The organism is Rhodanobacter sp. Soil_C_14 (assembly GCF_057657335.1).
Genome location: NZ_JBDGIQ010000001.1, coordinates 432,514 through 459,304 on the forward strand (window position 1 = coordinate 432,514; position 26,791 = coordinate 459,304).

A 26,791-nucleotide genomic window follows, 5' to 3' on the forward strand; every position below is an offset into this window, starting at 1 on the left:
CCAGCGAAAGCTGGAGTCCAGTGTCGTTGCACGGTGAAGTCGCTGGATGATCAGACATTCGTCTGTTGAAAGCCCCGCTTACGCGGGAATGACGGCGGTCAGATGGGAATGGCGGTGTATTCGTCCACGCCGATCGCGCGGTTGATGTTCTGCATGGCTTGCGTGGCGGCGCCTTTCAGCAGGTTGTCCAGCGTGGCCACCACGACCACCCGCTTGCCGTCCGTCGACATTGCGAAGCCGCCGATCTCGGCGTGGTGCTGGTGGGCAACGCGGCTGACCCACGGCGCATCGTCCAGCACCGACACCAGCTTCTCGCCGGCGTAAGCGGCATGGAAGCGCTGCAGCACCTCCTCGCGCTTCAGCTGACGGCTGAGGTACAGGTTGCTGGTGACCGTGAGACCGCGAAAATGCGGCGCCACGTGCGGCATGAATTCCACCGGCACGCCGAGCTGGAAGGAGGCTTCCTTCTCGTGCATGTGGCCGGTGAGCGCGTACGGCATCAGGTTGTCGCGCAGCTTTTCCGGATCGTTCTTGTCCGACGGCGTGGTGCCCGCGCCCGAGTAGCCGGACACGCCGAAGCACACCGGTGGCGCCGCCAGCAGGTCCTTCAGTGGCGCGATGGAAAGCTGCATCGCGGTGGCGTAGCAACCGGGGTTGCTGATGCGCCGCTCGCCCCGCCACTTGTCGCGGGCGAGTTCGGGCAGGCCGTAATACCAGCGCTTGTCGAAGCGGTAGTCGGCGGAGAGGTCGAGGATGATCGGATCGACCCCGGCCTGGTCGAATGCCTCCACGCAGGCCGCCGCCTTGCCGTTGGGCAAGGCCAGGATCACCATGTCGGCGCCGAGTTTCGGCAGGTCCTCGTGCGCCGGCGCGCTGTAACGCAGCTCGCCGCGATACTCGGGCACGTGGGCGTCGACGCGCTGGCCGTCCAGCTCGCGCGAGGACACAAAGCTCAGTTCCAGCGCCGGATGCCCCGCGATCAGGCGGATCAGCTCGGTGCCGGTGTGGCCCCGTGCGCCGACGATGCCGATGGTTTTCTTGTCGTGTGTCACCGATCCACTCCTGCGATGCTGCTTTCTCCTCCCCCTGCACAGCAGGGGGAGGTCGGGAGGGGGTGAGGCTTTTGATCTTCACATCAAGATCAAGAGCGACCCCACCCCAGCCCTCCCCTGCATGCAGGGGAGGGAGTTGGTCTTGCTCAATCCACCAGTGTCGGCTGGCGCTGCGCGCAATGCGCCACGCAGCGGAAAATCGTGTCGAGGTCCTCGATGCCATACCAGAACACCTTCCAGCGCGGCTGCTTGATGCAGCCGTCCGATTCGGCGTAGTAGAAGATGTTGACCTGGTTGCCGTGGCGCGAACGCCAGAACAAGCGCGGATGCTCTTCGCGCATCACCTGCCACACCGCCCGGCCCAGGCCTTCGCCCTGGGCGTCGTCGAGCACGGCGAACTTGTCCAGGTACGGCAAGCCGTCCTCTTCGGTGAGGATCATCGCGGCGCGGTAGTTCTCGCTGACGTAGATGCGAAGCGGCTTGGTGCGTTCGAAGTAATCCGGCACCAGGGCGCGGCCGAAACTCGATTCGATCAGCGTGCGCATGCGCGCCAGGTCGATGCCGTCCCACGAGTCGAACGTCAGCACCTTCTCGCCGCGCCGGACCAGGGTGCCGGAACCCTTGTGGGTGAACAGCTCCTTGGCCAGTTCCGCCGGACGGGTGATCGACACCGATGACGTCAACGGCAAATCGGCCAGCAGGTCGGCGATCTGCTCGATCTTCAGGCGCATGCCGCCGTTGATCCACGGCTGCGCCATCAGGTGGTCGAACTCGGTCGACAGGTTGATCGAGTCGATCAGCTTGCCGTGCTCGTCGAGCAGGCCGCCGGTGCCGGTGAGGAACACGATCTTGTACGGCTGCAGCATGCGCACCAGTTCGTTCGCGGCGACGTCGGCGTTGACGTTGAGGATCTGCCCCTCGTCGGTTTCGCCGAGGCTGGCGATCACCGGGATCGAATTCGCGCGCAGGCTGGCCTCGATCGGCGCCAGGTTGATGCTGTCGACCTTGCCGACCATGCCGTAGGTGTCGCGATCCAGGTAGCTGGCCAGGAACACGCCCGACGGCACCGCGGTGGCGCGGGTGTCCATCGACTGCAGCGCTTCCACCAGCTTCAGGTTCTGCTGCATGAACACGCGGCGCACGATGCCCAGCGCCTTCGGCGAGGTCACGCGCAGGCCGTTGATCGTCTGCTTCTCGATGCCGGCAGCGGCCAGCTCCTCATCCAGTTGCGGGCCGGCACCATGCAGCACGATCGGGGTCAGCCCCACCTGTTGCAGGAAGGTCAGCGACGAGGCGAGATCGGCCAGCTCGTCGCGCAACACCGCGCCGCCCACCTTGACCACGGCGAAACGCTTGGCGTCGACCTCGGAGAAGCGCTTGAGGTATTGCTGGATTTCCTTCGCGCTGCCCATGCTCGAAAGCAGGCGCACGATGGTCTTGCGGGTGTGGTTGCCTGTGCTCATGCGATTTTGCTGTCCACGATCCGGTGAATGACCTCTGCGTAATGCTGCAACTGATCCAGCGCGACCCACTCGTCGGCGGTGTGCGCCTGGGCGATGTCGCCGGGGCCGTAGACGAAGGCGGTGTAGCCGGCGGCGGAGAACAGCGCCGCCTCGGTCCAGAAGTCCACCGCGTTGCCCACCGGAATGCCCAGCTCGTCGGCGAGATCGCGGGCGACCAGCCGGTTCGCCTCGGCGTTCGCCGTGTCGCCGGCGGGCAGCGAGGCGCCGCGGAAGGTTTCGGTGAACTCCACCGGCTGCGGCTCGACCAGCGTGCGGAAGCGCTCGAGCAACTGGTCCGGGTCCATCGTCGGCAGCGCACGAAAACCGAAGCGCACTTCCGCCGAGGGCGCGATCATGTTCGCCTTGATGCCGCCCTCGACCCGGCCGATGTTGAAGCGCAGGCCGGTGAGTCCGCCGAAGCGCTCGTGCGACTGCGCCGCCACGAAATCCAGTGCCGCGTTGCCCCAGCGCATCGCCTGGTGCAGCGCGCTGTCGCTGGGCTGCTGCTCGCCCGAAGCATGGCCGGCGTGGCCCGCGAAGCGCATCAACACCGACTGGATGCCACGATGCGCCAGCACCGCCTCGCCCCTGGTCGGTTCGGCCACGATCACCGCCTCATAGGCATGCGCATCGCGCAGGAAGCCGGCGATGCAGCGCGGGTCGTTCGCTTCCTCGTCGGTGGAAAACAGCAATGCCAGTGCGCCATCGCTGGCATTCGCCACCGCCAGCAACGCGGCGGCCGCACCCTTGATGTCGCAGGCACCGAGGCCGATCGCGCGATCCGCGGTCACCCGCAACGCATGCGGATCGGCCGTCCACGCCGGCGAATCCGGCACCGTGTCCAGATGCACGTTGAACAGGTATTTCGGCTCGCCGCGCACCGCATGCAGCGCCACCGCACCGGCGCCGAAGTCGGTCACCGTGACCACGAAGCCGGGCAGCTGCGCACGCAGGTAGTCGAAGATGCCGCCGGTGCCGATCGCGCGCGGCGGGTTGCGCGTGTCGAACCCGACCAGCGCCCGCAGGTGCTCCAGGGTGGCGTCCAGCAGCGCGCTCATCCGCGATTGACCTCGGCCCACAGCGTGCTGCTCATGCCGAACAGCTTGATGAAGCCCTCGGCCTCTTCCACACCCCAGTCGGCCGACTGGGCGTAGGTGGCACCCTTGGCGTTGAGGATGTGCTTCGACTCGACCGCCACCGCACCGACGCTGCCGCCGTTCGTCTCCAGCGTCACCGTGCCGTTGACGGTGGACTGGCTGGAGGCCAGGAACGCCTCCAGGTCGGTCTTCAGCGGGTCGTGGAAGAAGCCCTCGTAGACCAGTTCCACCCACTTGCGCGCTACCTCGGGCTTGAAGCGGTTCTGCTGCTTGCTGAGCACCGCTTCTTCCAGGGCGCGGTGCGCGGTGAGCAGCGCGGTCAGGCCCGGCGCCTCGAAGATGATGCGGCCCTTCAGGCCGATCGTGGTGTCGCCGGTGTAAAGGCCGCGGCCCACGCCGTACTGGGCGAACAGATGGTTCAATTTCGCCAGCATGGCATGCCCGGCGATCTTCTCGCCGTCCAGCGTCACCGCTTCACCGCCCACGAAACCGATCTTCACCTGCAGTGGTTTGGACGGCCATTCGGCACGCGGCTTGCACCAACCCACCGCGCCAGCGCCGGGCGCCTGCCACTGGTCGATCTCGCCACCGGACATGGTCAGGCCCAGCAGGTTCTCGTTGATGGTGTAGGCCTGCTGCTTGGCGCGCACGCCGAAGCCGCGTTCCTCCAGGTACTTCTGTTCGTAAGCGCGCGTCTGCGTGTGTTCCTTCTGGATCTCGCGGATCGGCGCCACGATCTGGTAGTCACCCAGCGCCTTCACCGCCAGGTCGAAACGCACCTGGTCGTTGCCCATGCCGGTGCAGCCATGCGCGATCGCCTTGGTGCCCAGCTCGGCGGCTCGCTTCAGCGCGGCCTCGACGATCAGGTAGCGGTCGGAGACCAGCAGAGGATACTGGCCCTGGTAGCCCTCGCCCGCCCACACGAACGGCTTGACGAAGCCGGACCAGATCGCCGGACCGCCATCGACGGTGACGTGGCTGGCCACGCCCAGTTCCTGCGCGCGGGCCTCGATGAAGGCGCGCTCCTCGGCATCCACGCCGCCGGTATCGGCGAACACGGTGTGCACGGCCCAGCCCTGCGCCTGCAGGTAGGGCACGCAGAAGCTGGTGTCGAGGCCGCCGGAGAAGGCGAGGACGATGTCTTTGCCTTCTCCGTTGGAGGGAATGGGGAATGGGGAATCGGGAATGGTGGGAGCATTCGACATGGTGGTAATCCTGAAGGTATGGGTGAAGCGCAACGAGCAGAGTGCGAAGGACTGTTTTTGACGATTCCCTATTCCCGATTCCCCATTCCCTGCTCCACGACGATGCGCGGCTCGCAGCGCACCGGGAAATTCACGGAGTTGGCGATGAAGCAGGCGTGGTGCGCGGCTTCGTGCGCCGCCTCGGCCCTGGCCGGGTCGCTGCCGGCGCTGATCGTCACCACGGGACGCAGGATCACTTCCACAAAACGCCCGCCGTCACCTTCGGTGGCCATCGTGCCCTCGGCAGCGTCGGCGTAAGCCGTCACCACCACGCCGGCCACGGTGGCCATGTGCAGGTAGGACAGCATGTGGCAGGTGGACAGCGCGGTGACCAGCATGTCTTCGGGGTTGTGCCGGGTGGCGTCGCCGCGGAAGGTCGGATCGGACGAGCCGGCCAGCTCGGGTTTCCCCGCGATGCGGATCGTGTGGTCGCGGCTGTAGTTGCGGTAGCCGTCGGTGCCTGTGCCGAGGTTTCCGGTCCACTCCACGTCGACGCGATAGTGATGTTGATGAGTCACGGCGTTGGCTCCTGTTGGGTCATCAGTGCGGCCAGTTCCACGTCGCCATCGCCGTCGCGCTCGCGCAGCCCGGCGATCACGCCGGCACGATTGCGGACGGGATGGTTCTGGCTCAGCTTGAACTTGCCTTCGATGCGGTCGATGCTGATTTCGAGACCGACGATGGCGCGCAGCGACTTCTCGATGTGGTCTTCCGGCGCATCCGTGATCTTCCATGGCTGCGGCTGGCCCGCTTCATGATGATCGGTCAGCGTCTCCAGCAGCCGACGCAGCCACGCCGCGTCATCGATCACTTTCAAGCGACCATGCACGTGTACCACCGCGTAGTTCCACGTCGGCACCTCGCGCCCGGTCTCGTGCTTGCTCGGATACCAGTTCGGACTGATGTAGCCGTCCGGACCCTGGAACACCAGCAGCACCTCGGCGCCGTCCTGCTGCGCCAGCTCGTTGCCGCGCGCGACATGGCCATGCAGCACGCCATCGACCAGTTCGAATGGCAAGTGATTGGCCGCCAGCCCGCCGGCCCCGTGGGTCACCACGGTGGCGAACGGATACGCCCGCATCAGCCCGTGCAAGGCCTCGCTCCGCGTCTCCTGGAAATGCTTCGGCGTGTACATGCCGGCTCAGCCCTGCCCGATCAGCGACGCCATCACCGCCTTCTGCACGTGCAGGCGGTTCTCGGCCTCGTCGATGGCGATGCAGTACGGCGCATCCATCACCGCGTCGGTGGCCTTGATGTTCCGGCGCAACGGCAGGCAGTGGCTGAACAGGCCGTGGTTGGTCAGCGCCATCTTTGCCTCGTCCACGATGAAGTGCCTGTTCGCCTCGCGGATCGGCTTCTCCTTGTCCCACTGGCCGAAGAACGGCAAGGCCCCCCAGCTCTTGGCGTAGACCACGTCAGCGCCGGCATAGGCTTCCTCGATATCGTGGCTGACCCTCAGCGAGCCGCCGTTCTGCTCGGCGTTCAGACGGCCAAACGCCATGTAGCGCTCGTCCAGCACGTAGTCCGGCGTGGGGCACAGCAGGGTCACGTCCATGCCCATCTTGGTGGCGATCAACAGCGCCGAGTTCGCCACCGCGGTGTTCAGCGGCTTCGGGTGGTAGGTCCAGGTGAGCACGTACTTCTTCCTGGTGAGGTCGCCCAGGTGCTCCTTCATCGCCAGCGCGTGGGCCAGCTCCTGGCAGGGATGGGTGATGGTCTCCATATTGATCACCGGCACGGTGGCGTACTGGGCGAACGCCTTGATCACCTTGTCCTGCCGGTCCACCGCCCAGTCCTGGAATTTCGGGAAGGCGCGCACCGCGATCAGGTCGACGTAGCCGCTCAGCACGCGCGCCACCTCGGCGATGTGCTCCTCGGTGTCGCCATCCATCACGCTGCCCACCTCGAACTCGATCGGCCACGCATCCTTGCCCGGCGCCAGCACGATGGCGTGCCCACCCAGCTGGAATGCACCCAGCTCGAAGCTGGTGCGGGTACGCATCGACGGATTGAAGAACAGCAAGGCGATCGACTTGCCGGCCAGTTGCTGGCCACGCGGGGAACGCTTGAACGATGCCGCCTGTTCCAGCAGCGCGTCGATCTCGGTGCGGCTGTAATCCTGGGTAGTGATGAAATGCCGTAGAGCCATGATTTACTCCAATCCAAAACACAAAAAACCCGGCGCAGAGGCCGGGTTTCGTCGTCGATGCACCGTCAAACGCGTGCGACTGCCTACCCGGCCGAGTATCCATACAACGGTCGGCGCGCACGCGACGTCATGCCAGCGGCCGCGCGGGCGCTGGTCAGTACGGTGGCGGTATAGACGGCTGTGGACATGGGGATTCCGGGTGACTGTCGGGCATCATGCCGACAATTTCGCTGCCGTGCAACAAAAAATTCGGGTGTCCCGAAAAGCAACGCCGCCAAGGCTGGCGGCGTTGCTGGTGGGGTCAGTCGGCCGGGTCGACCCGTACCCGGACGCGCAGGCGCTCGCCGGGGTCGTAGCTCAGGCGCGAGGTGTAGACCTCGCCGCGATAGCGGTATTCCACGTCGTAGCCGATGATCCGGCGCTGTTCGCTGACCGAGCTGACCTCGCGGCACTGGGTCTGGGTGGTTTCGTAGTCGCGACCACGGTTGGTCCGGTTGCCGATCGCGCCGCCGGCCACGGCGCCGGCCACGGTGGCGGCCTTGCGTCCGTCGCCCTTGCCCACGGTGTTGCCCAGCACGCCGCCGATCACGGCGCCGAGCACGGTTCCCGCGGTGCTGTTGCCGCCTTCGTGGCGCACCACCGGCTGGTCATAGCATTCCTGGCGCGGCACCTCGGTGCGGGTCACGCCCTGCACCGGGTCGGCGCGCAACACGTCGGCCCAGCCGTAATGGGCGTTGTCGTCATTGTTGCCATTGTTGGGGTTGGCGTAACGCACATCCTGTGCACAAACGCCGCCCGCCACCAGGGCAAGTGCGAGCGCGGAAATCCACAGCTTGGTCATCACGACCTCCCAATTACTGAAACACCACTCGCGCAGACGCGCGTACTGGTAGCCATTGCAGCAAATTCACGCTGAATACACCCTTAGAATCAGTCAACGGGAAGCCGGCGCGACTCGGCCACTTACACCTTGTTAAGATGCCGGGCTGGCCGAACCCCCTGTCCGGACGGCCCATGCCGCGGATTCCACCATGCCGATATCGCTCTACAACAGCCTGACCCGTCGCACCGAACCGTTTGCCCCGCTCGACCCGGAGCGCGTGACGATGTACCTGTGCGGCCCCACCGTCTACAACTACGTGCACATCGGCAATGCGCGTGGACCGGTGGTGTTCGACGTGCTGGTGCGCCTGCTGCGGCGGCATTACCCCCACGTCGTGTATGCCCGCAACATCACCGACGTGGATGACAAGATCAACGCCGCCGCGCAGCAGCAAGGCGTGCAGATCGACGCGATCACGAACCGCTTCGCCCAGGCCTACCGCGACGACATGGCCGGGCTCGGCGTGGCGCCGCCCGACATCGAGCCGCATGCCACCACCCATATCGCGCAGATCGTCACGATGATCGAAGCGCTGATCGACGGTGGCCATGCCTATGCCGCCGAGGGTCACGTGCTGTTCGACGTCGGTTCGTTCGCCAATTACGGCAAACTGTCCGGCCGCGATCCCGATGAACTGATCGCCGGCGCGCGGGTGGAAGTGGCGCCGTACAAGCGCAACGCCGGCGACTTCGTGCTGTGGAAGCCTTCCACCCCCGAACTGCCGGGCTGGGACAGCCCGTGGGGTCGCGGTCGCCCCGGCTGGCATATCGAATGCTCGGCGATGAGCGCTGCGCACCTGGGCGAAACCATCGACATCCACGCCGGTGGCGTCGACCTGCTGTTCCCCCACCACGAGAACGAGGTGGCGCAGTCCACCTGCGCCCACGGCGGCAAGGTGTTCGCACGCTGGTGGATGCACAACGGCATGCTGACGTTCGATGGCCGCAAGATGTCCAAGTCGCTGGGCAACGTGCTGCTGGTGCACGAACTGCTCAAGCTGCATCCGGCTGAAGCCTTGCGCCTGCGCTTGCTCAGCGGCCATTACCGGCAGCCGCTGGACTGGTCAGAAGCGGCCATCCAGCAAGCCACCAGTACGCTCGATGGCTGGTATCGCGTACTGCGCGACCTGACCGACGTGGCCCTGCCGACAGGTGAGCTGCCGGTGCCGCCGCGGATCGAAGCGGCGCTGTGCGACGACCTCAACACGCCCCAGGCGCTGGCCGAGCTGTCCGTGCTGGCCGATGCCGCGCGTCAGTCCGGCAGTGCCGAAGCCAAGGCCGCATTGCTTGGCGGCGGCCAGTTGCTCGGCCTGCTGCAGCAGGCACCCGAGGCCTGGTTCCGTCGCGGTGACGAGGCGATCGACGAGGCGCGCATCGAGGACCTGCTCGAACAGCGTCGCACCGCCCGCGCCTCGCGCGATTTCGCCCGGGCCGACGCGATTCGCGACGAACTGGCCGCGCTCGGCATCGCCATCGAGGACGGCGCCCAGGGTACCCGCTGGAGCATCGTCAAGGCCTGATGCATCGAACCGGCCGGCGCGGCGGATTTCATTTCCCGCACCGGTCCGCGCGATAATGCCCGGATGAATGCCATTGCCAGCACCGGCGCCGAACAGGCGCAGCAGCAGATTGCCGAGGAGTTCGCCTTCTTCGGTGACTGGACCGAGCGCTACCAGTATCTGATCGACCTCGGCAAGCAGTTGCCGGACTTTCCCGAGGCGCACAAGAACGACGTCTACCGCGTGCACGGCTGCCAGTCGATGGTGTGGCTGGTGCCCTCCGGCGATGCCTCGAACATGCACTTCGAGGCCTTCAGTGATTCGGCGATCGTGTCCGGCCTGCTCGCCCTGCTGCTGCGCGTCTATTCCGACCGCCCGGCGGCCGAGATCCTCGCCACCGAACCCAACTTCATCGGCACCATCGGCCTGGCCAAGCACCTGTCGCCCACGCGCTCGAACGGCCTGGCCGCCACGCTGACGAAACTGAAGGAGTACGCCAAGGTGATGGCGAGCCAGGAGTGAGTAAAGAGGAGTGAGAGAAAAGCCGGAGCGCGAGACGCCGTTGCCTTCTCTCACTCCTCTCCACTCACTTCTCGCAAAACGCCCCGCTCGAAGCGGGGCGTTTTTTTGAAGAGTCCGGCATGGATGCCGGTTTGATCTTTGCGCTCATGGATGAGCGCAAAAGCACAGCTCTCAGTCGCCCATCTGCTTCTGCAGGTGCTCACGGCGTTCCTGCGCATCCAGCGACAAGGTGGCGATCGGTCGCGCATCGAGACGATCGACGCCGATCTCCTCGTCGGTCTCTTCGCAGAAACCGTAGCTGCCTTCCTCGATCCGGCGCAGCGCCTTGTCGATCTTGGAGATCAGCTTGCGGTAACGATCGCGCGTGCGCAGTTCCAGCGAGTTCTCGGTTTCGCGGGTGGCGCGCTCGGCCTCGTCACCCACATCGCGAACTTCCTCGCGCAGGTTGTCCATGGTCTGACGCGACTCCTCGACGAGCTGGTCGCGCCAGTCGCGCAGCTTGTTGCGGAAGTACGCCAGATGCATCGGGTTCATGTACTCCTCGTCGGGCGAGGGACGGTAACCCTTGGGCAAGCTGATGTTGGTGGTGGAGGACAGTGCGTATCGCCCGTCTTCCTGGGTAATGCCGTTATCGAGTTTTTTTGCAGCAAGTTTATTCATTGAAGACGACGTTTTCTGTTTCTTGGAGGAAGAGGCATGGTGTGCGGCGGTTTCTGCGCGCGGTGTCACCATGGCGGTTGCACTCGCCACCTTGCCCTTGAACAGGGTGCTGGCGGGTGCCGGGGATACGTGTTTTGCGGCAGCCACCGGTGCCGGTTTCGCTACCGTCTTTTCGGCGGGCTTGATCGCTTTCGGGGCCGGCTTGGCCACCGGCTTCGGCGCCGGCTTGGCCGCGGGCTTTGCCACGACGGCCGGCTTGGCGACGACCTTGGCTGGCTTGGCGGCGCTGCGGGCCTTGCCCGCGGCGGGTTTGCCGCTCTTCGCGACAGCCTTGCCGGCGACAGGCTTCTTCGCGACGACCCTGGCGGGTGGCGCCTTCTTCACGGCAGCCTTCTTCACGGCGCCCTTCGTGGCGACTGTCTTCGACGCGGGAGCCTTGACCGGGGCGGACTTCTTCGCCGGTGATTTCTTTGCTGGTGACTTGCTGGCTGGTGACTTGGCGGCGGGCTTGCTGACCGGCTTTTTCGACGCGGCCTTCTTTGCCGCCGGCTTGCTTGCGGGTTTGGCTGCGGCCTTCGGCCTGGTCTTGGCAACGGCCTTCGACGCCACCTTGGCCGGTGTCCTGCTCGCGTTCTTCACGGTCGCTCCCTTGCCTGCAACTGTCGACTTGCCGGCCTTGCTTCCAGACGAAGCCTTGGCTTTCTGCGCCTTGGCGGCGGTCGAACTACGCGTCGTTTTCGCCATATCCCTTCACCGTTAGTGGCCGTGGCGGCCGGGTGTTATAGCCCATGTATCCTGCACCAGCAAGCCTGCTTCTGGAATACTTGTACCATTACCCGATGCAGGCTGTTCCGGCACCGTGAATATCCCGACCCGATTCATACTGTGGTTGCTGCATTTGTACAAGCGCTGGCTCAGTCCCCTGCTCGGCCCGCGCTGCCGCTTCCAGCCCAGTTGCTCCGATTATGCACGGATTGCCGTCACGCGCTTCGGCCCCTGGCGCGGCAGCCTGCTGACCGGCTGGCGGCTGCTGCGCTGCCAGCCGCTGTGCGACGGCGGCGATGATCCGGTGCCCGAGCACTTTCATTTCTCCCGCTGCCGGCATCAGGGGGATTCCGTCGACACGCAGTGAGCAGGCGACGGTGCGCGACGCCTGCCGCAGCCGTTGGCTACGGCGCGGAGCCGTAGCCGCCTTCCACGCCCTTGCTGGCGTAGGCCACCGCATCATGCGGGTGCAGGCTTTCCTGGTGCTCCACGCGGATATGGAAGTCGCTGAGGGTGGCGTCCGCGTCGAGGGACTTCTGGATGCGCCGGGCGGCGTCTTCGCAAAACATCAGGTTGCCGCCGTTGGCCAGCGCGAAAGCCTGCTCGTCCTCGCGCTTCACGGCCGTCTGCACCGGCGTGCCCAGCGCGTGCTCGACGCCATCGATCAGGCCGACCAGGTGGAAGCCGGCACCCGGCACGGGACGCACGCGCAGACGCGCCACGCTGCGCTGGGCGTGTGGCGTGGCCACGATGCCCTTCTCGCTGCCCAGCCAGGCCAGCACGGCGGCATGGTCGAGCGGCTGATCCGCGCCGAAGTCGCTGGCGAACTGGTCCTGGATCAACTGGCGCGACAAGGCGGCGGATGCCGGACAGGTCGAGGAGTAGATCACCTCGGTGCCGAATTCGAGCAGGAACTCGTCGCCGGTGAGGCTGGCTTCGATGCACACCGGATAGGCGCGCCAGCCGCTGTTGGCGCTCTTCAGCGCAGGGCGGCGCACCAGGTGTTCGAAACGGATGCTGAGGCAGGCGCGGTCGGACAGGTCGCCATGCGAATCGAGGAAGCCGCGCAGCAGCGCGTGCAGCATGTCGGCACCCAACGTCTGCGTGCTCAGTGCCTGCTCGACCTGCAGGTACAGCCGCGACATGTGGATGCCGCGCTTGTCGGGCCGCTTCAGGTTGACGAAGGCGCCCACCCGCGCACTGGCACGTTGCGGCTGGCCATCGCCGGCATCGAACAGCACCGGCACCTGGATGTCGGCCATGCCGACCCAGTCCAGCGCGCCGGCAAGATGGGGCTGCGCATGGACGGCAACGTCGGGCAGCAGACGAGCGGTATTTTCCTGGTTCGGCATGGCGGGTCCTGATCTCGGCGAAGCAACTCGCCGGTGAAGCAAGCAATCTTGGGGCACGCAGCCCACGGCGCAATAGTGGCGCGGGGGAAACGCTGCGTCTTGAACGAATTACGGCCGCTGACGCTGCCACGCGCGTGCAGCCTGCCACGCCTGCAAGGTGGTCGACAGTCCGGTACGCGGCTGACCGGCCTGCAGCGTGGCCAGCGCATCGCCGGAACGCGCGGCGCGCCGTGCCAGTTTGCTGACGTGGCGGGACTCCAGTGAGCGAAACACGCTGAGCGGACCACTTACGGCCGTCGACGCGCGCCAGCTGCCCAGCAGGTCTTCCAGTTGCGCCTGGATCGCCTGCTGCCGCGCCGCGCTGGCGCTGCGCAATTGCGTGCGATCCAGGCCATGTCGCGCCAGCCGCGCCATCGGCAGCGGCAGGCGGTCGCGCTCGGCATCGGTATCCAGCCGCAGCAGCGCGTACAGCAGGTGATTCAGCACGGCGACCTGCGCGGCCCGCTCGGCCGACGCCGCCGCGCCATACCACCAGGCCGTCTCCAGCGCAGCCAGCGCGCCATGCAGGGGCATCGCCGCGGCGATCTGCGCCGTGAAATCCGCCGCCGTGCCCTGCTCCAGCTGTGCCATGGCCGCGATGACCGGCGCCAGCCACAGTTCGCTGGCGATGGCGTGCGCCCGCTCGTCGTCGAACAGCACCTGGCTCAGCGGGTGACGGCCGCCGCTGGCCGCGGCGCCAGCCAGCTCCTCGGCCCACCAGTTGAGCTTGGCCGCGGCCACCTGCGGTTCGCGGATGCCGTAGGCGGCGCCCAGCAGCTCCTGTTCGAGCGCGGCCAGCGCGACATGGCCCGGGTAACGGCGGCCGTCGACAAACGCCAGGGCGATCCGCTGCTGCGGCTGCACCGCCAGCCATTTGTCGATGAAGCCCTGCAGTACCGCACTCTGTTCGACCAGCTCGATCATGCGACGCTCGATTCCAGTTGCAGCAATGCTGCCAGTTCGGCCGGATGGTCCAGCACCACGTCGGCGCCCCAGCCATGCGGGTCGCCGCCGTCGAGGTATCCCCAGCTCACCGCCACCGTGTACAGGCCGGCTGCGGCGCCGGCCTCGATGTCGCGCCGATCGTCGCCGACGAACAGGCAACGCTCAGGCGTCAGCCCCGCACGTTCGCAGGCCAGCAGCACCGGCGCCGGATCGGGTTTCTTCACCGGCAGGGTATCGCCGGAAACCACGGCGCTGGCCCGCTCGCTCCAGCCGATGCGTCGCACCAGTTCATCGGTGAGGAAGGCCGCCTTGTTGGTGACGATGCCCCAGCGCAAGCCTCGCGCCTCGATCCGCGCCAGCAAGTCGTCCACGCCCTCGAAGGCGCGGGTCTGCCGGGCCATGACCTGCCGGTAGAGCTCCAGGTAACGGGGCACCAGGGCCAGCACGCCGTCCTCGCCGCGCCCGGCGAACGCGCAGCGCAGCACGGCGCGCGCGCCGCGCGACACCACCTCGCGCACCGGTGCGTAAGGCGGTGAGGCCGCGCCCTCCTCCGCGCATTGGGCGAGCAGGGCCGCGTACAGGTCCGGCGCACTGTCGAGCAGGGTGCCGTCCAGATCGAACAGCACGCCTTGAATGTTTTCCGGGAGCGGGCGGCTCATGCCGGCTTGCGTGCGCACAGCACGTAGTTGACCGCCGTGATCCTGCCCAGCCACGCCTTGCGCGTGAGCGGGTTGTAGCCCAGCCCGGAAACATCCTCCAGCTCCAGCCCGGCATGGCGCAGCAGCCGGCCCAGTTCGGACGGCTTCAGGAACTGGGCGTAATGGTGGGTGCCCCGCGGCAGCATGCGCATCACGTACTCCGCCCCGATGATGGCCGCGCCGAACGCGGCCGGGGTGCGGTTGATGGTGGACATGAACAGGCGCGCGCCCGGTTTCAGCATCGCGGCGAGGTCGTTCACCAGGGCTTCGGGGTCCGGCACGTGCTCGATCAGCTCCATGCAGCACACCGCGTCGAAACTCCCTGCTTCGACTGCCGCCAGTTCGGCCGAGGACTGCACGCGGTAATCCACGCTCAGCTTCGATTCGTACAGGTGCAGCCGCGCCACGTCGATGACCTTGCTGCCCAGGTCGATGCCGGTGACCCGGGCACCGGCGCGCGCCAGCGCTTCGCTGAGCAGGCCGCCGCCGCAGCCGACGTCGGCCACCTTCGCATCGCGCAGGTCGGCGCGCGCGGCAATGTACGCCGCGCGTACCGGGTTGAGGTCATGCAGCGGACGCGACTCGCCGTCAGGGTCCCACCAGCGCGCCGCCAGGCTGTCGAAACGGGCGATTTCCTCGGGGCTCACGTTGGTGGTGGTCATGTTCGAATCCACGATGGCAATGAGTTTGTTGAAGAGTGTGACCCGGCGTGGCCGGCCCGGATTCCTGTGCTCACGGACGAGTGCAAGGACTCAGGTCAGCCATTCATGCACGGTGATGTCCCATCCGCCGCTGATGTGCGCCGGGTCGTTGTGCGCGATGGCCGTCGCCTGCGCCATGTCGCTGGCACGCAACACGTAGGCGCCGCCGGACTTGTCGCCGAAGCCGCCGTAAAGCTCGACCAGCCCCTGTTCGCGCAGGCCCTCCAGATACGCCCGATGCAGCGGCAGCACGGCAGGGTCGAGATGGGGACGGCGCATCAACAGGATCAGGTAGCGGTTCATGGAAGGTCTCCCTCAAGCCGAGGCAATGCGCTCGCGCCAGGCGCGCGTGCGAGCCAGGATCGCGCCGGTGTCCATGTCCACCAGCTCGCGCGCGGCGAGCTTGCGCACGCCGGCAATCCACACGTCGCTGACCTGGTGCCGGCCCGTCGCATAGACCAGCTGCGAGATCACGTGGAACATCGGCTGGGTCTCCAGGTCACTCAGCCGCACGGCGGCGAAGTCCGCCTGCTTGCCCACCTCGATCGAGCCGATTTTCGCTTCCAGTCCGATCGCCCTGGCGCCGTTGAGCGTGGCTGCGCGCAACGCGAAGGCCGCATCGAACGCGGCGGCATCGCCGGCGACCGCCTTGGCCAGCAGGGCCGCGGTACGCATTTCGCCGAACATGTCCAGGTCGTTGTTGGAAGCGCAGCCATCGGTGCCGATCGCCACGTTGACGCCGGCGGCGCGCAGCTTCTCGGCGGGGCAGAAGCCGGAAGCCAGCTTGAGGTTCGACTCCGGGCAGTGCACCACCGACACGCCGGCGGCCGCACACGCGGCGATCTCGCCCTCGGTCAGCTGGGTCATGTGCACCGCGACCAGCCGGTCGTTGACCAGGCCCAGCTTCTGCAGGCGCTGGAACGGTCGCAGCCCGCTCTTGGCCTTTTCATCCTCCACTTCCTGCGCGGTTTCGTGGGTGTGCAGGTGGACCGGGATGTCGAGCTGGTCGGCCAGCACGCGGATGCGCTCGAAGCTTTCGTCCGACACCGTGTAAGGCGCATGCGGCACGAACGCGGTGGTCAGCAGGCTGTCGCCGAGGAAGCTGTCGTGCACTTCGCCGGCGCGCTCGAAGTACTCGTCCTGGGTTTTCGCCCAGGCGGTGGGAAACTCGATCACCGGCAGGCCGACCACCGCGCGAAAACCCAGCTTGCGGTAGGTGGCGCCGATCACGTCGGGGAAGAAATAATTTTCGTTGGCGCAGGTGGTGCCGCCGCGCAGCATCTCGGCCACCGCCAGCTCGACGCCGTCACGCACGAACTCCGGACCGATCACCTTGGCCTCGGCCGGCCAGATGTGCTGCTGCAGCCACACCATCAGCGGCAGGTCGTCGGCCAAGCCACGCAGCAGGGTCATCGGATTGTGGGTGTGGCTGTTGACCAGGCCGGGGATCAGTGCGTGTTCACCCAGCTCGACCCGCTCGCGCGGCGCATAGGCGGCGCGAGCGTCGGCGATCGGCAGCAAGGCCACGATGCGGTCGCCGTCGACCGCCACCGCGTGATCCTCCAGCACCACCGCATGCGGCTCGACCGGCACCACCCAGCGTGCCTCGATGATCAGGTCGACGGGTTGCGGATGGGACTGGCTCATAGTTCTGCTCCATGCAGCGGCTGCTGTTGAATACGACATGGGGCGGCACACCTTGCGGCGCCCGCCCCATTCGCTTTGTCGGTCATGCCGGTGGGCATGTCCGCCTTGACCAGCGACGGGAGCACGAGGCTCCCATCACTCACTTGACGCGGCTGTCGTATTCGCCGGTGCGGGTATCGACCTTGATGACTTCATCCTGGTTGACGAACAGCGGCACGCGCACCACGGCTCCCGTCTCCAGCGTGGCCGGCTTGCCGCCGCCGCCCGAAGTGTCGCCGCGCACGCCCGGATCGGTCTCGACGATCTTCAGCTCGACGAACTTCGGCGCCTGCACCGCGACGATGCCGCCGTTGAACAGGGTGACCACGCACTCCTCCTCGCCCTTAAGCCACTTCCACGCATCGCCCATGGCAGCCAGCGAGGCCGGCACCATCTCGAAGGTCTCCATGTTCATGAAGTGCCACACCTTGTCCTTGCCGATGCCGTCGATGAAGGACAGCTGCATGTCGGTGTCGGTGGCGTCCGCTTCCTCGAACGAGTCGCTGGACTTCAGCGTCTGCTCGGTGGTGCGGCCGTCCTTCAGGTTGCGGATGCGGATGCGGGTGAACGCCTGACCCTTGCCGGGCTTGATGAAGTCCGCTTCGGTGATGATCCAGGGATCGCCGTTGTGAAGGATCTTCTTGCCCGTTTTGACGTCGTTGAGGCCAAGGGTCGCCATGCGCTATCTGCTCCGGAGTCGTTTTCGCCCGAGGGGCGGCTAAAATGGGTGTCTGTCACGGGCGTCACCGCCCGATCCAAGGCCCGACATGATAACCGCAAGCCCCCATTCCCGCCTATCGTCCGCCGCAACCGGCTGGCGCGAACTGTGGCGGGACGCCATCACCGACCCCGGCGAGCTGTTGCAGGCGGTCCGCCTGGGGCACCGCACCGATCTGCTGCCGCCGGATGACGCCGGTTTCGCCCTGCGGGTTCCGCGTGGCTTCGTGGCGCGGATGCGCCGCAACGACCCGACCGACCCCCTGCTGCTGCAGGTGCTGCCACAACGGGCCGAACACGACCAGGTCGAGGGTTTCACGGCCGACGCGGTGGGCGACATGGCGTCCAGGGCCGGACAGGGCTTCCTGCACAAGTACGACGGCCGCGCCCTGCTGATCGCCAGTGGCAGCTGTGCGGTGAATTGTCGTTACTGCTTCCGCCGCCATTTTCCCTATGGCGAGGAGATCGCCGCCGCCTCGCAGTGGCGCGACGCGCTGGCCCGGCTCCGGGCCGACCCGTCGATTCGCGAACTGATCCTGTCCGGCGGGGACCCGCTGGCGCTGGCCACCCACAAGCTGGACGAACTGGGTCGCGGCCTGGCTGCCTTGCCCCAGGTGATCCGCCTGCGCATCCATACCCGCCTGCCGGTGGTGCTGCCCGAACGGATCGACGAGGAATTCGTGAGCTGGCTCGGCGCCCTGCCGCTGCAGAAGGTGATGGTGCTGCATGCCAACCACGCCAACGAATTCGATGCCGGCGTCGATGCGGCCTGTGACCGGCTGAAGGCAGCCGGCGCCACGCTGCTCAACCAGTCGGTGTTGCTGCGCGGGGTCAATGACGACGCGGACGCACTGGCCGCCCTGTCCGAGCGGATGTTTGCCGCCGGCGTGCTGCCCTACTACCTGCACCAGCTCGACCGCGTGCAGGGGGCCGCCCATTTCGAGGTCAACGATTCCCGCGCCCTCGCGTTGATGGAGGCCCTGCGCGCGCGACTTCCCGGCTACCTGGTGCCGCGGCTGGTCCGCGAAGTGGGCGGCGATACGTCCAAACGCCCCCTGTGAAACCCGCCGCCGTCACCTTTACGCTGCTTCCTGCTGGCGGCTGCAGGCGGAATCCGTTACAAACACGAATGGCCGAAGAAGGCCATGTCCGACCCCCGAACCGCCCGCGATGATCACCGGACTGCCGCACGCCCCATGAAAAAAGAATACGTCATCAAGATCCTCTTCGTCGAAAGCTCGCTCGAAGAGGCCGAACAGATCATCAGCCTGCTGCGCAACAGCGGCATCGCCGTGCGACCCGCGCGCGCCACCAATGTCGAGCAGATGCAGGCGGCGGTGAACGAGCTGGAGCCGGACCTGGTGATGTTCGACCCGGCCGTCACCACGATCAGCCTGGACGAGGCGATGAAGGTGCTGGACGCTTACGGGCGTGACTTCGCGCTGCTGGCCCTGGTCAACGAGATGGAAAGCGAACTGGTCGCCGAGCTGTTCGTGCACGGCGCCCGCGGCGTCGCCTCGCGGAACCATCCGAAGCAGCTGATCGCCGTGCTCAAGCGCGAGTTCGACGCGCTGCAGACGCGCCGCCAGGTGCGTTGGCTGCACACCGCGCTGCGCGAGACCGAGCGCCGCTGCGACGCCCTGCTCGACTCCTCCACCGATGCAATCGCCTATGTCCACGAAGGCATGCATGTGCGTGCCAACCAGTCCTATCTGGACACCTTCGGCTACGACAGCTTCGACGACCTGCTCGGCCTGCCGCTGCTGGACATGGTCGACGCGGCCAACGCCGACGAGATGAAGGCGCTGCTCAAGGGGCAGGCGCACCAGGGCAAGTTCCCCGCGCAGCTCACCTTGCGCGCGCGTCGCGCCGACGAGACCCGCTTCGACGCCACGGTGGAATTCACCCCGGCCACGTTCGAGGGCGAGCGCTGCCTGCAGATCGTGTTCCGCCGCCAGATGGTCGACCCCGCCGTGATGGAGCAGCTCCAGCGCGACCCGGTCACCGGGTTGTACAACCGCTCGCACATGCTGGCGCAGGTGGACGATGCGGTCACCGCCGCGGCCAAGGGCAAGAAGGGGCAGTCGCTGCTGCTGATCGAACCGGACAACTGGGCCTCGCTGGTCAGCGGCATCGGCCTGGGCAAGGCCGACGAGCTGCTGTCCGGCTTCGCCGACCGCATCCGCATGCTGCTGGGAGCGGACGACGTGGCCGGCATGCTGGCCGAGCACACCCTGGGTGTGCTGCTCGATTCACGCACCGACGAAGACGTCCGCGAATGGATCGCCAAGCTGCAACACAGCATCAGCAGCGAGATCTTCGACGCCGGCAGCCGTTCGATCACGGTCACCGCCAGCGTCGGTGGCAGCCTGCTCGGCGAGAAGAACGCCAACGCGGAATCGCTGCTCAACCAGGCCAGCCATGCGTTGCGCACGGCGCAGAGCCTGGGCGGCAGCCAGGTGGAACTGCACGACCCGGCGGCGCGCGAAAAGGCGGATGCGGAAAAGGACCGTCACTGGCTGGAACTGCTGCAGAAGGCGCTGACCGGAGAGGGGCTGGTGCTGTATCACCAGCAGACGATCAGCCTGCAAGACGTCGAGGGCGAGTATTCGGAAATCCTGCTGCGCATGAACGGCCCCCAGGGCGAGGTGCTGCCGGGCTTCTTCATGCCGATCGCCGAAAAGCACAACCTCACCGCGGCCATCGACCGCTGGGTGCTCGACCAGGCCATCACGGCCCTGCAGCAACGCGAAAAGCAGGGCCAGCAAACCACCTTCTTCGTCAAGCTCACGGCGGCCGCGCTGCAGGATGAAAGCCTGCTGCCGTGGCTGGGCCAGCGGCTGGGCCAGGCGGGGCTGAAGCGCGGCCAGCTGGTGCTGGAGATGACGGAAAGCAAGATCATGACCTTGCTGCGTCCGGCGCAGGAATTCCTCAAGGGCTGGAAGAAGATCGGCGGACGCTTTGCACTGGAGCAGTTCGGTTCAGGCCTCAACTCGTTCCAGTTGCTCAACCACATCGATGCGGACTATCTGAAGATCGACCGCAGCTACATGGCCGACCTGCCGCAGCATCCGGAAAGCCAGAAGAAGATCACCGAGATCTGCCAGCAGGCCCACGAACTGAAGCGCCAGACGATCGCCGAATGGGTCGAGGACGCGACCAGCACCTCGCTGCTGTTCGCCTGTGGCGTGGACTTCGTGCAGGGCAACTTCCTGCAGATCCCGCAGCGGCTGGACTGAAGCGGCCGCTCGCCGGGGCATCCCGGCGGGCCTTAGGCAGGCGGCAGGCAACAAAAAACCCGCGGAGCGATCCGCGGGTTTTTCATGCGCAACCGCGCAGTGCCGGAATTACTCGGCGGCAGCGGCAGCAGCGGCAGCAGCCTTGGCGCTCGCCTTGGCGGCAGCGGCGGCGGCCACGTCTTCCTTGATGCGCGCAGCCTTGCCTTCCAGACCACGCAGGTAATACAGCTTCGCGCCGCGGACCTTGCCCTTGCGCTTGACCGACACCGAGTCGATGGCCGGGCTATGCGCCTGGAACACGCGCTCCACGCCAGTGCCGTGCGAGATCTTGCGCACGGTGAAAGCCGAATGCAGGCCGCGGCTGCGGCGGGCGATGACGATGCCTTCGAAAGCCTGCACGCGCTCGCGATTGCCTTCCTTCACCTTGACGTTCACGACAACGGTGTCGCCGGGGCCGAATTCCGGCAGCTGGCGGGTGATCTGCTCGGACTCAAACTGTTCAATGATCTTGTTCATGGCGCACCTGTCGGTTCACTTAAATCGAAAGCAATGTTGCGGTCACTCGACCGCATCGTCTTGCCGTGATTGTCCCCGCAGGGGATGTTCACGACGGAATTCATCCAGCAAGGCCCGGGAAGCTGCATCCAGTCCATGCCGTGACAACAAGTCCGGGCGGCGCAACCAGGTCCGTCCCAGCGATTGCTTGAGGCGCCAGCGGGCAATCGCCGCATGGTCACCGGACAGCAACACCTCCGGTACCGAACCCAGTGCATCCTGCACCGGTTTTGCATAGTGCGGGCAATCGAGCAATCCATTCGAGAATGAATCCTGCTCGGCCGATGCCGCGTCATTCAACGCGCCATCCTGCAAACGCCCCACCGCGTCGATGATCACCGCCGCGGCAAGCTCGCCGCCTGACAGCACATAATCGCCGATGGAGAGCTCCTCGTCGACCTCGTGCGCCAGCAGACGCTCGTCCACACCTTCATAACGCCCACAGAGCAGGCCGATGCGCGGCAGTTTCGCCAGCGCCTCCACCCTGCCCTGCGTCAGCCGCGCTCCCTGCGGACTGAGATAAACCAGATGCACCGGCTCCGGTGCCGCCTCACGCATGACCTTCAAGGTCGTGCGCAAGGGCTCGATCATCATCACCATGCCCGGACCGCCGCCATACGAGCTGCTGTCCACGCTGCGATGCCTGTCGGTGGCATGGTCGCGCGGGTTCCAGGTTTCCACCTGAAGCAGCTTGCGCTGCTGCGCGCGTCCCACCACACCGACCTCGGCACACTGGCGCACGAAGTCGGGAAACAGGCTGACGACGTCGATGCGCATGATCCTTGACCCTTTAGTCCGCAAAAAACGGCGACGTCAGAATTCGGGATCCCAGTCCACCACCATGCGCCCTGCAGACAAGTCCACCGAACGCACATACGAACCCTGGATGAAGGGGATCAGGCGCTCGCGCGCACCGTCCCGGACCACCACGACATCATTGGCACCCGTGGCGAACAGATGACTCACCCGCCCCAGCTGCACATCCTGCGTGGTGACGACCTCGAGTCCCTCGAGATCGACCCAGTAATACTCGTCTTTCGCCGGAGGAGGCAGCTGCTCACGGGCGACATGGATGTCGGTACCGATCAACGCCGCCGCCTTTTCCCGATCGTCGATCCCGGGCAACTGGGCAACCATGCCCTTGCCCTGGAGGCGACCCTTCGCTCCGGTGATCTCCAGCTCCGCACCGGGCGCTGCACCGAGCAGCCACGGCTGGTAGTCGAAGATCCGCATGCGCGGCTCGGCCCAGGATTCGATCTTGAGCCAGCCCTGCACGCCATACAGCCCGACGATGCGCCCGATCAGGACGCGCCGACCGGCCGTCGTCACGTTCAGGCAGCCTGCTGCTTGCCGGCTTCCTTGACCAGGGCAGCGACCTTGTCGGTCAGCTGGGCGCCCTTGCCAACCCATTCCTTCACGCGCTCGACGTTCAGCTCAAGGCGCTTGTCCTTGCCCGACGCAACCGGGTTGTAATAACCGACGCTCTCGATGTTGCGGCCGTCGCGCTTGCTGCGCTGATCGGTCACGACAACGTGGTAGAACGGACGGCCCTTGGCGCCACCGCGCGAAAGACGAATCTTGACCATGGTAAAACTCCAGAATTGCCGAACCGGCGGCAGGCACACGAGAGCCGTGCGCGGTAAACGGGGCATTTTAGCGGTTTTTCGGGAAAAGGGAAGGGCTTCGCGAGTACCCCATCACTACGCCGCCATTCCCGCGAGGCGGTTTCGGTAGAGCGTCCGGCGACCCTCAGCGCATCGGCGGCAAACCGCCGCCCATGCCGCCCATGCCCTTCATGGCGCCACGCATCTGCCGCATCAGGCCCTTGGTGCCGCCCTTGGACAGCTTGGACATCATTTTTTCCATCTGCATGTACTGCTTCAGCACCCGATTGACGTCGGCCGGCTGGGTGCCGGAGCCGCGCGCCACGCGGGCGCGGCGCGAGCCGTTCAGCAGATCGGGGTGACGGCGTTCTTTCTTGGTCATCGAATTGATGATCGCGATCATCTTGTTCATCTCGCCGTCGTTGACCTTGGACTTGACGCTGTCCGGCAGGCCGGACACGCCGGGCAGCTTGTCCATCAGGCCGGCCAGTCCGCCCATGTTGCCCATCTGCTCCAGCTGGTCCTTCATGTCGTTCAGGTCGAAGCGCTTGCCCTTCATCACCTTCTGGGCGAGCTTCTGCGCCTTGTCCTGGTCGACCTTGCGCTCGACCTCCTCGACCAGCGACAGCACGTCGCCCATGCCGAGGATGCGCTGGGCCAGGCGATCGGGATGGAACGGCTCCAGCGCGTCGCTCTTTTCGCCCGCGCCCAGGAACTTGATCGGCTTTCCGGTGACATAGCGCACCGACAGCGCCGCGCCACCGCGGGCATCACCATCGGTCTTGGTCAGCACCACGCCGGTCAGCGGCAGCGCCTCGTTGAACGCCTTGGCCGTGTTGGCGGCGTCCTGGCCGGTCATCGAGTCGACCACGAACAGGGTTTCGATCGGCGTGATCGCGGCGTGCAGCGCCTTGATCTCGGCCATCATCGCCTCGTCCACGTGCAGGCGACCGGCGGTATCGACGATCAGCACGTCGACCACTTCGCGGCGCGCCGCGGCAACCGCGGCCCTGGCGATGGCCACCGGGTCCTGACCCGCCTCGGACGGGAAGAACTTCACCCCGACCTGCTCGGCCAGCGTGCGCAACTGCTCGATCGCGGCCGGACGGTAGACGTCGCAGCTGACCACCATCACCTTTTTCTTCTTGCGCTCGGTCAGCAGCCGCGCCAGCTTCGCCACCGTGGTGGTCTTGCCCGCACCCTGCAGGCCGGCCATCAAGACCACCGCCGGAGGCTGCTGGGCCAGGTTCAGCTCACTGTTGGCCGCACCCATCACCACGGTCAGCTCGTCGCTGACCACCTTGATCAGTGCCTGGCCCGGCGACAGGCTCTTGACCACGTCCTGGCCGACCGCGCGCACCTTGATCCGCTGGATCAGCGCCTGCACCACCGGCAACGCCACATCCGCCTCCAGCAGCGCGATGCGCACCTCGCGCAGCGCCTCACGGATGTTTTCCTCGGTCAGCCGGCCGCGACCACGCAGGCGGTTGACGGTGGTGGAAAGGCGTTGGCTGAGCGACTCGAACATGGCGGAACCGGCAAACGGGAAAGGGGCGATTATAACGGACGCGGCGACCGCCTTGGCATGCAAGCCGGCAAGGGGCTGTGCGACACTGCCGGGCTATGACCACACACCTGCTTGCGCTGATCGCCATCGTGCTCTACCTCGCCGCGGCGGCGGTGCTCGCCCGCCCGCTGCTGGGCAGCGGCCAGCCGCTGAACCGGTTGGCACTTGGCCTGGCCGGGGTGGCCGTGCTGCTGCATGCCAGCATCCTGCTCGGCATTCACCGGGGCGCGCTGGACCTGCATTTCTTCGCCGCACTGTCCCTGGTCGCCTTCGTCGTGTCGGCACTGACCTTGCTGGTGAATGCCTCGCGCCCGGTGGCCGCGCTGGGCGTCATCGTGTTTCCGCTGACCGCAGCGCTGGTGGCGGTGGACAGCTTCCTGGCCCCGCCCACCCTGCCGCAGTCGATGGACTGGCAGATCAAGCTGCATGTCACGGTGGCGCTGCTCGCTTTCGGCGTGCTGTCGATCGCCGCCGTGCTGGCGATCCTGCTGGCGATCCAGGAACGGGCATTGCGGCATCGCCAGTTCGGCCGCTGGTTGCGCGCATTGCCGCCGCTGACGCTGACCGAAACCCTGCTGTTCCGCCTGATCAGCGCCGGCTTCGTGCTGCTTTCGCTGACCCTGCTGACCGGCGTGCTGTTCGTCGACAACCTGTTCGGCCAGCACCTGGTGCACAAGACCGTGCTGTCCATCGTCGCGTGGCTGGTCTTCGGCGTGCTGCTTTACGGACGCTGGCGGCATGGCTGGCGCGGCTCGCGCGCGGTGAACCTGACCCTGATCGGCATGGCCGTGCTGGTATTGGCGTTCTTCGGCAGCAAGGCGGTGCTGGAGCTGGTGTTGCACCGCCCGGTATAGGCCGCGCTCAACGGCAGGCGTCGATCGCCTCGCTCAGCCGCTCCACGCCGACCACCTCCATCTCGCCGACCCTGCCGTTCTTCGGTGTGTTGGCCTTCGGCACGATGGCACGCTTGAAGCCGTGATGCGCCGCTTCCTTCAGGCGCTCATCGCCGTTCGGCACCGGACGGATCTCGCCAGACAATCCCACCTCGCCGAAGGTGATCATGTGCTCGGGCAACGGCCGATCGCGCAAGCTGGACAGCACCGCCAGCAACACCGGCAGATCGGCTGCGGTTTCCTGCACGCGGATGCCGCCCACCACGTTGACGAACACGTCCTGGTCGTACGCAGCCACGCCACCGTGCCGATGCAGCACCGCCAGCAGCATCGCCAGGCGGTTCTGCTCCAGCCCCAGGGTGACCCGGCGCGGATTGCCCAGCGAGGACTGGTCGACCAACGCCTGCACTTCGACCAGCAGCGGCCGAGTGCCTTCGCGGGTGACCATCACCGCGCTGCCCGAGGTCGGTCCCGCATGCGAGGACAGGAAGATCGCCGACGGATTCGGCACCTCGCGCAGGCCCTTGTCCGACATCGCGAACACGCCCAGTTCGTTGACGGCACCGAAGCGGTTCTTGAACGCGCGCAGCACGCGGAAGCGGCTGCCCGATTCGCCCTCGAAGTACAGCACCGCATCGACCATGTGCTCGAGCACGCGAGGGCCGGCGATGCCGCCCTCCTTGGTGACGTGACCGACCAGGAACACCGAGGTACCGGTCTCCTTGGCGAAGCGCGTGAGCTTGGCCGCGGACTCGCGCACCTGCGACACCGAGCCGGGCGCCGCGGTGAGCAGTTCGGTCCAGATGGTCTGGATCGAATCGATCACCAGCACCTTCGGCCGGGTCGTCATCGCCTGTTCGAGGATGCGTTCGATGCAGGTCTCGGCCAGCGCCCGCAAGGGGTCCAGCGAAAGGCCCAGACGTTGCGCGCGCGAGGCGACCTGCGCCAGCGATTCTTCGCCGGTGACGTAGACGCTGGGCAACTGCAGGCCCAGGGTGCCCAGCACCTGCAGCAGCAGGGTCGATTTGCCGATGCCGGGATCGCCGCCGATCAGCACCACCGAACCCTGCACCAGTCCGCCGCCCAATACGCGGTCGAGTTCGCCGATGCCGGTCAGCGTGCGCGCCTCGGTGGTCGACATCACTTCAGTCAATGGCGTGATCTTGGGCGAACCCGCGGCGGCGCCGGCATAGCTGGAACGCTGCGCGCCCACCGACGACTTGCCCGCCGTGGCCGGCTCCAGCACGATCGCACTGAGCGTGTTCCACACCCCGCATTCGATGCATTGGCCCTGCCACTTGCTGTGCTCGGCGCCGCATTCGGTGCAGACGTAGGCGGTCTTGGCCTTGGCCATGAAAGTTTTCCAGCGGGATACGATGCGGGAAGCTTAGCCTGCGACCATCGCAAACCGCGAGACGTCAAA

At 66.4% G+C, this 26,791-nt stretch carries 28 protein-coding genes; 6 read left to right on the forward strand and 22 right to left on the reverse strand.

What is annotated here, in order from left to right; genetic code table 11:
- Positions 1–98 precede the first annotated feature (98 nt).
- The 8 genes from argC to AC3A56_RS02020 form a co-directional block, all read right to left on the reverse strand.
- The gene (argC, locus tag AC3A56_RS01985) at positions 99–1,052 is read right to left on the reverse strand and encodes an N-acetyl-gamma-glutamyl-phosphate reductase (RefSeq protein WP_487769177.1); all 954 of its coding nucleotides are present in this window, start codon (positions 1,050–1,052) and stop codon (positions 99–101) included.
- 146 nt (positions 1,053–1,198) lie between these two features.
- Complete coding sequence (locus AC3A56_RS01990) at positions 1,199–2,515, reverse strand: acetylglutamate kinase (RefSeq protein WP_487769178.1); 1,317 nt, start codon at positions 2,513–2,515, stop codon at positions 1,199–1,201.
- Positions 2,512–3,612, reverse strand: coding sequence for an acetylornithine deacetylase (locus AC3A56_RS01995; RefSeq protein WP_487769179.1), 1,101 nt, complete (start codon positions 3,610–3,612; stop codon positions 2,512–2,514). Before AC3A56_RS01995 ends, AC3A56_RS01990 begins: the two co-directional genes overlap by 4 nt.
- Positions 3,609–4,856 (reverse strand): argininosuccinate synthase, encoded by a 1,248-nt coding sequence (locus AC3A56_RS02000; RefSeq protein ID WP_487769180.1) that lies wholly within the window; start codon positions 4,854–4,856, stop codon positions 3,609–3,611. The genes AC3A56_RS01995 and AC3A56_RS02000 overlap by 4 nt, the downstream gene beginning before the upstream one ends.
- Before the next feature lie 68 nt (positions 4,857–4,924).
- Positions 4,925–5,413 carry an OsmC family protein gene (locus AC3A56_RS02005; RefSeq protein WP_487769181.1) on the reverse strand — a complete coding sequence of 163 codons (489 nt, stop codon included), beginning with the start codon at positions 5,411–5,413 and terminating at the stop codon, positions 4,925–4,927.
- Positions 5,410–6,030, reverse strand: coding sequence for an FMN-binding negative transcriptional regulator (locus AC3A56_RS02010; RefSeq protein WP_487769182.1), 621 nt, complete (start codon positions 6,028–6,030; stop codon positions 5,410–5,412). Before AC3A56_RS02010 ends, AC3A56_RS02005 begins: the two co-directional genes overlap by 4 nt.
- 6 nt (positions 6,031–6,036) lie before the next feature.
- Positions 6,037–7,044 carry an N-acetylornithine carbamoyltransferase gene (locus AC3A56_RS02015; RefSeq protein WP_487769183.1) on the reverse strand — a complete coding sequence of 336 codons (1,008 nt, stop codon included), beginning with the start codon at positions 7,042–7,044 and terminating at the stop codon, positions 6,037–6,039.
- Between the two features lie 301 nt (positions 7,045–7,345).
- Complete coding sequence (locus AC3A56_RS02020) at positions 7,346–7,885, reverse strand: glycine zipper 2TM domain-containing protein (RefSeq protein ID WP_056717200.1); 540 nt, start codon at positions 7,883–7,885, stop codon at positions 7,346–7,348.
- 190 nt (positions 7,886–8,075) lie between these two features.
- On the opposite strand from AC3A56_RS02020, the gene cysS reads away from it, so the two are divergent.
- Together cysS and AC3A56_RS02030 are read left to right on the forward strand one after the other, a co-directional pair.
- Positions 8,076–9,446, forward strand: coding sequence for a cysteine--tRNA ligase (cysS, locus tag AC3A56_RS02025; protein ID WP_487769184.1), 1,371 nt, complete (start codon positions 8,076–8,078; stop codon positions 9,444–9,446).
- A gap of 63 nt (positions 9,447–9,509) precedes the next feature.
- Positions 9,510–9,947 carry a SufE family protein gene (locus AC3A56_RS02030; RefSeq protein ID WP_487769185.1) on the forward strand — a complete coding sequence of 146 codons (438 nt, stop codon included), beginning with the start codon at positions 9,510–9,512 and terminating at the stop codon, positions 9,945–9,947.
- A 171-nt stretch (positions 9,948–10,118) separates the two neighbouring features.
- Here the strand turns inward: AC3A56_RS02030 and dksA are convergent, their stop codons facing one another.
- On the reverse strand, positions 10,119–11,351 hold the full coding sequence (dksA, locus tag AC3A56_RS02035) for an RNA polymerase-binding protein DksA (RefSeq protein ID WP_487769186.1): 1,233 nt from the start codon (positions 11,349–11,351) through the stop codon (positions 10,119–10,121).
- A gap of 115 nt (positions 11,352–11,466) precedes the next feature.
- Here dksA and yidD point away from each other — a divergent pair, with 115 nt between their 5' ends.
- Entirely contained in the window at positions 11,467–11,739 is a 273-nt protein-coding gene (yidD, locus tag AC3A56_RS02040; protein WP_204110923.1) for a membrane protein insertion efficiency factor YidD, read from the forward strand.
- Positions 11,740–11,776: 37 nt separating this feature from the next.
- Here the strand turns inward: yidD and folE2 are convergent, their stop codons facing one another.
- The 7 genes from folE2 to efp form a co-directional block, all read right to left on the reverse strand.
- Positions 11,777–12,724 carry a GTP cyclohydrolase FolE2 gene (folE2, locus tag AC3A56_RS02045; protein ID WP_204110922.1) on the reverse strand — a complete coding sequence of 316 codons (948 nt, stop codon included), beginning with the start codon at positions 12,722–12,724 and terminating at the stop codon, positions 11,777–11,779.
- Positions 12,725–12,832: 108 nt separating this feature from the next.
- Complete coding sequence (locus AC3A56_RS02050; protein WP_487769187.1) at positions 12,833–13,687, reverse strand: isoprenoid biosynthesis enzyme family protein; 855 nt, start codon at positions 13,685–13,687, stop codon at positions 12,833–12,835.
- Entirely contained in the window at positions 13,684–14,367 is a 684-nt protein-coding gene (gene gph / locus AC3A56_RS02055; protein WP_487769188.1) for a phosphoglycolate phosphatase, read from the reverse strand. Before gph ends, AC3A56_RS02050 begins: the two co-directional genes overlap by 4 nt.
- Entirely contained in the window at positions 14,364–15,068 is a 705-nt protein-coding gene (gene ubiG, locus AC3A56_RS02060) for a bifunctional 2-polyprenyl-6-hydroxyphenol methylase/3-demethylubiquinol 3-O-methyltransferase UbiG (protein WP_056717207.1), read from the reverse strand. Before ubiG ends, gph begins: the two co-directional genes overlap by 4 nt.
- Positions 15,069–15,158: 90 nt before the next feature.
- Positions 15,159–15,410, reverse strand: coding sequence for a YciI family protein (locus AC3A56_RS02065; RefSeq protein WP_487769189.1), 252 nt, complete (start codon positions 15,408–15,410; stop codon positions 15,159–15,161).
- 12 nt (positions 15,411–15,422) lie between these two features.
- Positions 15,423–16,754, reverse strand: coding sequence for a TRZ/ATZ family hydrolase (locus tag AC3A56_RS02070; RefSeq protein ID WP_056765520.1), 1,332 nt, complete (start codon positions 16,752–16,754; stop codon positions 15,423–15,425).
- Positions 16,755–16,893: 139 nt separating this feature from the next.
- On the reverse strand, positions 16,894–17,472 hold the full coding sequence (gene efp, locus AC3A56_RS02075; RefSeq protein WP_007804756.1) for an elongation factor P: 579 nt from the start codon (positions 17,470–17,472) through the stop codon (positions 16,894–16,896).
- A gap of 88 nt (positions 17,473–17,560) precedes the next feature.
- Between efp and epmB the strand changes: the two genes are divergently transcribed.
- Positions 17,561–18,571, forward strand: coding sequence for an EF-P beta-lysylation protein EpmB (gene epmB, locus AC3A56_RS02080; RefSeq protein ID WP_487769190.1), 1,011 nt, complete (start codon positions 17,561–17,563; stop codon positions 18,569–18,571).
- Positions 18,572–18,706: 135 nt separating this feature from the next.
- Positions 18,707–20,749 (forward strand): EAL domain-containing response regulator, encoded by a 2,043-nt coding sequence (locus AC3A56_RS02085; protein ID WP_487769191.1) that lies wholly within the window; start codon positions 18,707–18,709, stop codon positions 20,747–20,749.
- A gap of 108 nt (positions 20,750–20,857) precedes the next feature.
- Here AC3A56_RS02085 and rplS read toward each other — a convergent pair whose 3' ends face one another.
- The 5 genes from rplS to ffh all read right to left on the reverse strand — a co-directional run bounded on the left by rplS (position 20,858) and on the right by ffh (position 24,436).
- On the reverse strand, positions 20,858–21,265 hold the full coding sequence (gene rplS, locus AC3A56_RS02090) for a 50S ribosomal protein L19 (protein ID WP_056717212.1): 408 nt from the start codon (positions 21,263–21,265) through the stop codon (positions 20,858–20,860).
- Positions 21,266–21,307: 42 nt separating this feature from the next.
- On the reverse strand, positions 21,308–22,081 hold the full coding sequence (gene trmD / locus AC3A56_RS02095) for a tRNA (guanosine(37)-N1)-methyltransferase TrmD (RefSeq protein ID WP_487769192.1): 774 nt from the start codon (positions 22,079–22,081) through the stop codon (positions 21,308–21,310).
- A 36-nt stretch (positions 22,082–22,117) separates the two neighbouring features.
- Positions 22,118–22,633 carry a ribosome maturation factor RimM gene (rimM, locus tag AC3A56_RS02100; protein ID WP_007804751.1) on the reverse strand — a complete coding sequence of 172 codons (516 nt, stop codon included), beginning with the start codon at positions 22,631–22,633 and terminating at the stop codon, positions 22,118–22,120.
- A 2-nt stretch (positions 22,634–22,635) separates the two neighbouring features.
- Positions 22,636–22,890, reverse strand: a complete 255-nt coding sequence (gene rpsP / locus AC3A56_RS02105; RefSeq protein WP_056717214.1) for a 30S ribosomal protein S16 — start codon at positions 22,888–22,890, stop codon at positions 22,636–22,638.
- Between the two features lie 163 nt (positions 22,891–23,053).
- The gene (ffh, locus tag AC3A56_RS02110) at positions 23,054–24,436 is read right to left on the reverse strand and encodes a signal recognition particle protein (RefSeq protein WP_056765511.1); all 1,383 of its coding nucleotides are present in this window, start codon (positions 24,434–24,436) and stop codon (positions 23,054–23,056) included.
- A 95-nt stretch (positions 24,437–24,531) separates the two neighbouring features.
- Here ffh and AC3A56_RS02115 point away from each other — a divergent pair, with 95 nt between their 5' ends.
- Positions 24,532–25,329: a cytochrome C assembly family protein gene (locus tag AC3A56_RS02115; protein ID WP_487769193.1), complete on the forward strand. Its 798-nt coding sequence runs from the start codon at positions 24,532–24,534 to the stop codon at positions 25,327–25,329.
- A 7-nt stretch (positions 25,330–25,336) separates the two neighbouring features.
- Here AC3A56_RS02115 and radA read toward each other — a convergent pair whose 3' ends face one another.
- Entirely contained in the window at positions 25,337–26,722 is a 1,386-nt protein-coding gene (gene radA / locus AC3A56_RS02120) for a DNA repair protein RadA (protein ID WP_487769194.1), read from the reverse strand.
- Between the last annotated feature and the right edge of the window lie 69 nt (positions 26,723–26,791).

Bases quoted from the DNA above. Each gene is read 5' to 3' on its own strand.
- rplS (WP_056717212.1), bottom strand. From the start codon at position 21,265: ATGAACAAGATCATTGAACAGTTTGAGTCCGAGCAGATCACCCGCCAG.
- dksA (WP_487769186.1), bottom strand. From the start codon at position 11,351: ATGGCGAAAACGACGCGTAGTTCGACCGCCGCCAAGGCGCAGAAAGCC.
- AC3A56_RS02000 (WP_487769180.1), bottom strand. From the start codon at position 4,856: ATGTCGAATGCTCCCACCATTCCCGATTCCCCATTCCCCATTCCCTCC.
- folE2 (WP_204110922.1), bottom strand. From the start codon at position 12,724: ATGCCGAACCAGGAAAATACCGCTCGTCTGCTGCCCGACGTTGCCGTC.
- epmB (WP_487769190.1), top strand. From the start codon at position 17,561: ATGATAACCGCAAGCCCCCATTCCCGCCTATCGTCCGCCGCAACCGGC.
- AC3A56_RS02030 (WP_487769185.1), top strand. From the start codon at position 9,510: ATGAATGCCATTGCCAGCACCGGCGCCGAACAGGCGCAGCAGCAGATT.
- ffh (WP_056765511.1), bottom strand. From the start codon at position 24,436: ATGTTCGAGTCGCTCAGCCAACGCCTTTCCACCACCGTCAACCGCCTG.
- AC3A56_RS01995 (WP_487769179.1), bottom strand. From the start codon at position 3,612: ATGAGCGCGCTGCTGGACGCCACCCTGGAGCACCTGCGGGCGCTGGTC.
- AC3A56_RS02070 (WP_056765520.1), bottom strand. From the start codon at position 16,754: ATGAGCCAGTCCCATCCGCAACCCGTCGACCTGATCATCGAGGCACGC.
- cysS (WP_487769184.1), top strand. From the start codon at position 8,076: ATGCCGATATCGCTCTACAACAGCCTGACCCGTCGCACCGAACCGTTT.
- AC3A56_RS02010 (WP_487769182.1), bottom strand. From the start codon at position 6,030: ATGTACACGCCGAAGCATTTCCAGGAGACGCGGAGCGAGGCCTTGCAC.
- ubiG (WP_056717207.1), bottom strand. From the start codon at position 15,068: ATGACCACCACCAACGTGAGCCCCGAGGAAATCGCCCGTTTCGACAGC.
- radA (WP_487769194.1), bottom strand. From the start codon at position 26,722: ATGGCCAAGGCCAAGACCGCCTACGTCTGCACCGAATGCGGCGCCGAG.
- AC3A56_RS02050 (WP_487769187.1), bottom strand. From the start codon at position 13,687: ATGATCGAGCTGGTCGAACAGAGTGCGGTACTGCAGGGCTTCATCGAC.
- efp (WP_007804756.1), bottom strand. From the start codon at position 17,472: ATGGCGACCCTTGGCCTCAACGACGTCAAAACGGGCAAGAAGATCCTT.
- AC3A56_RS02065 (WP_487769189.1), bottom strand. From the start codon at position 15,410: ATGAACCGCTACCTGATCCTGTTGATGCGCCGTCCCCATCTCGACCCT.
- rpsP (WP_056717214.1), bottom strand. From the start codon at position 22,890: ATGGTCAAGATTCGTCTTTCGCGCGGTGGCGCCAAGGGCCGTCCGTTC.
- AC3A56_RS01990 (WP_487769178.1), bottom strand. From the start codon at position 2,515: ATGAGCACAGGCAACCACACCCGCAAGACCATCGTGCGCCTGCTTTCG.
- AC3A56_RS02085 (WP_487769191.1), top strand. From the start codon at position 18,707: ATGAAAAAAGAATACGTCATCAAGATCCTCTTCGTCGAAAGCTCGCTC.
- trmD (WP_487769192.1), bottom strand. From the start codon at position 22,081: ATGCGCATCGACGTCGTCAGCCTGTTTCCCGACTTCGTGCGCCAGTGT.
- gph (WP_487769188.1), bottom strand. From the start codon at position 14,367: ATGAGCCGCCCGCTCCCGGAAAACATTCAAGGCGTGCTGTTCGATCTG.
- AC3A56_RS02115 (WP_487769193.1), top strand. From the start codon at position 24,532: ATGACCACACACCTGCTTGCGCTGATCGCCATCGTGCTCTACCTCGCC.
- AC3A56_RS02020 (WP_056717200.1), bottom strand. From the start codon at position 7,885: ATGACCAAGCTGTGGATTTCCGCGCTCGCACTTGCCCTGGTGGCGGGC.
- AC3A56_RS02015 (WP_487769183.1), bottom strand. From the start codon at position 7,044: ATGGCTCTACGGCATTTCATCACTACCCAGGATTACAGCCGCACCGAG.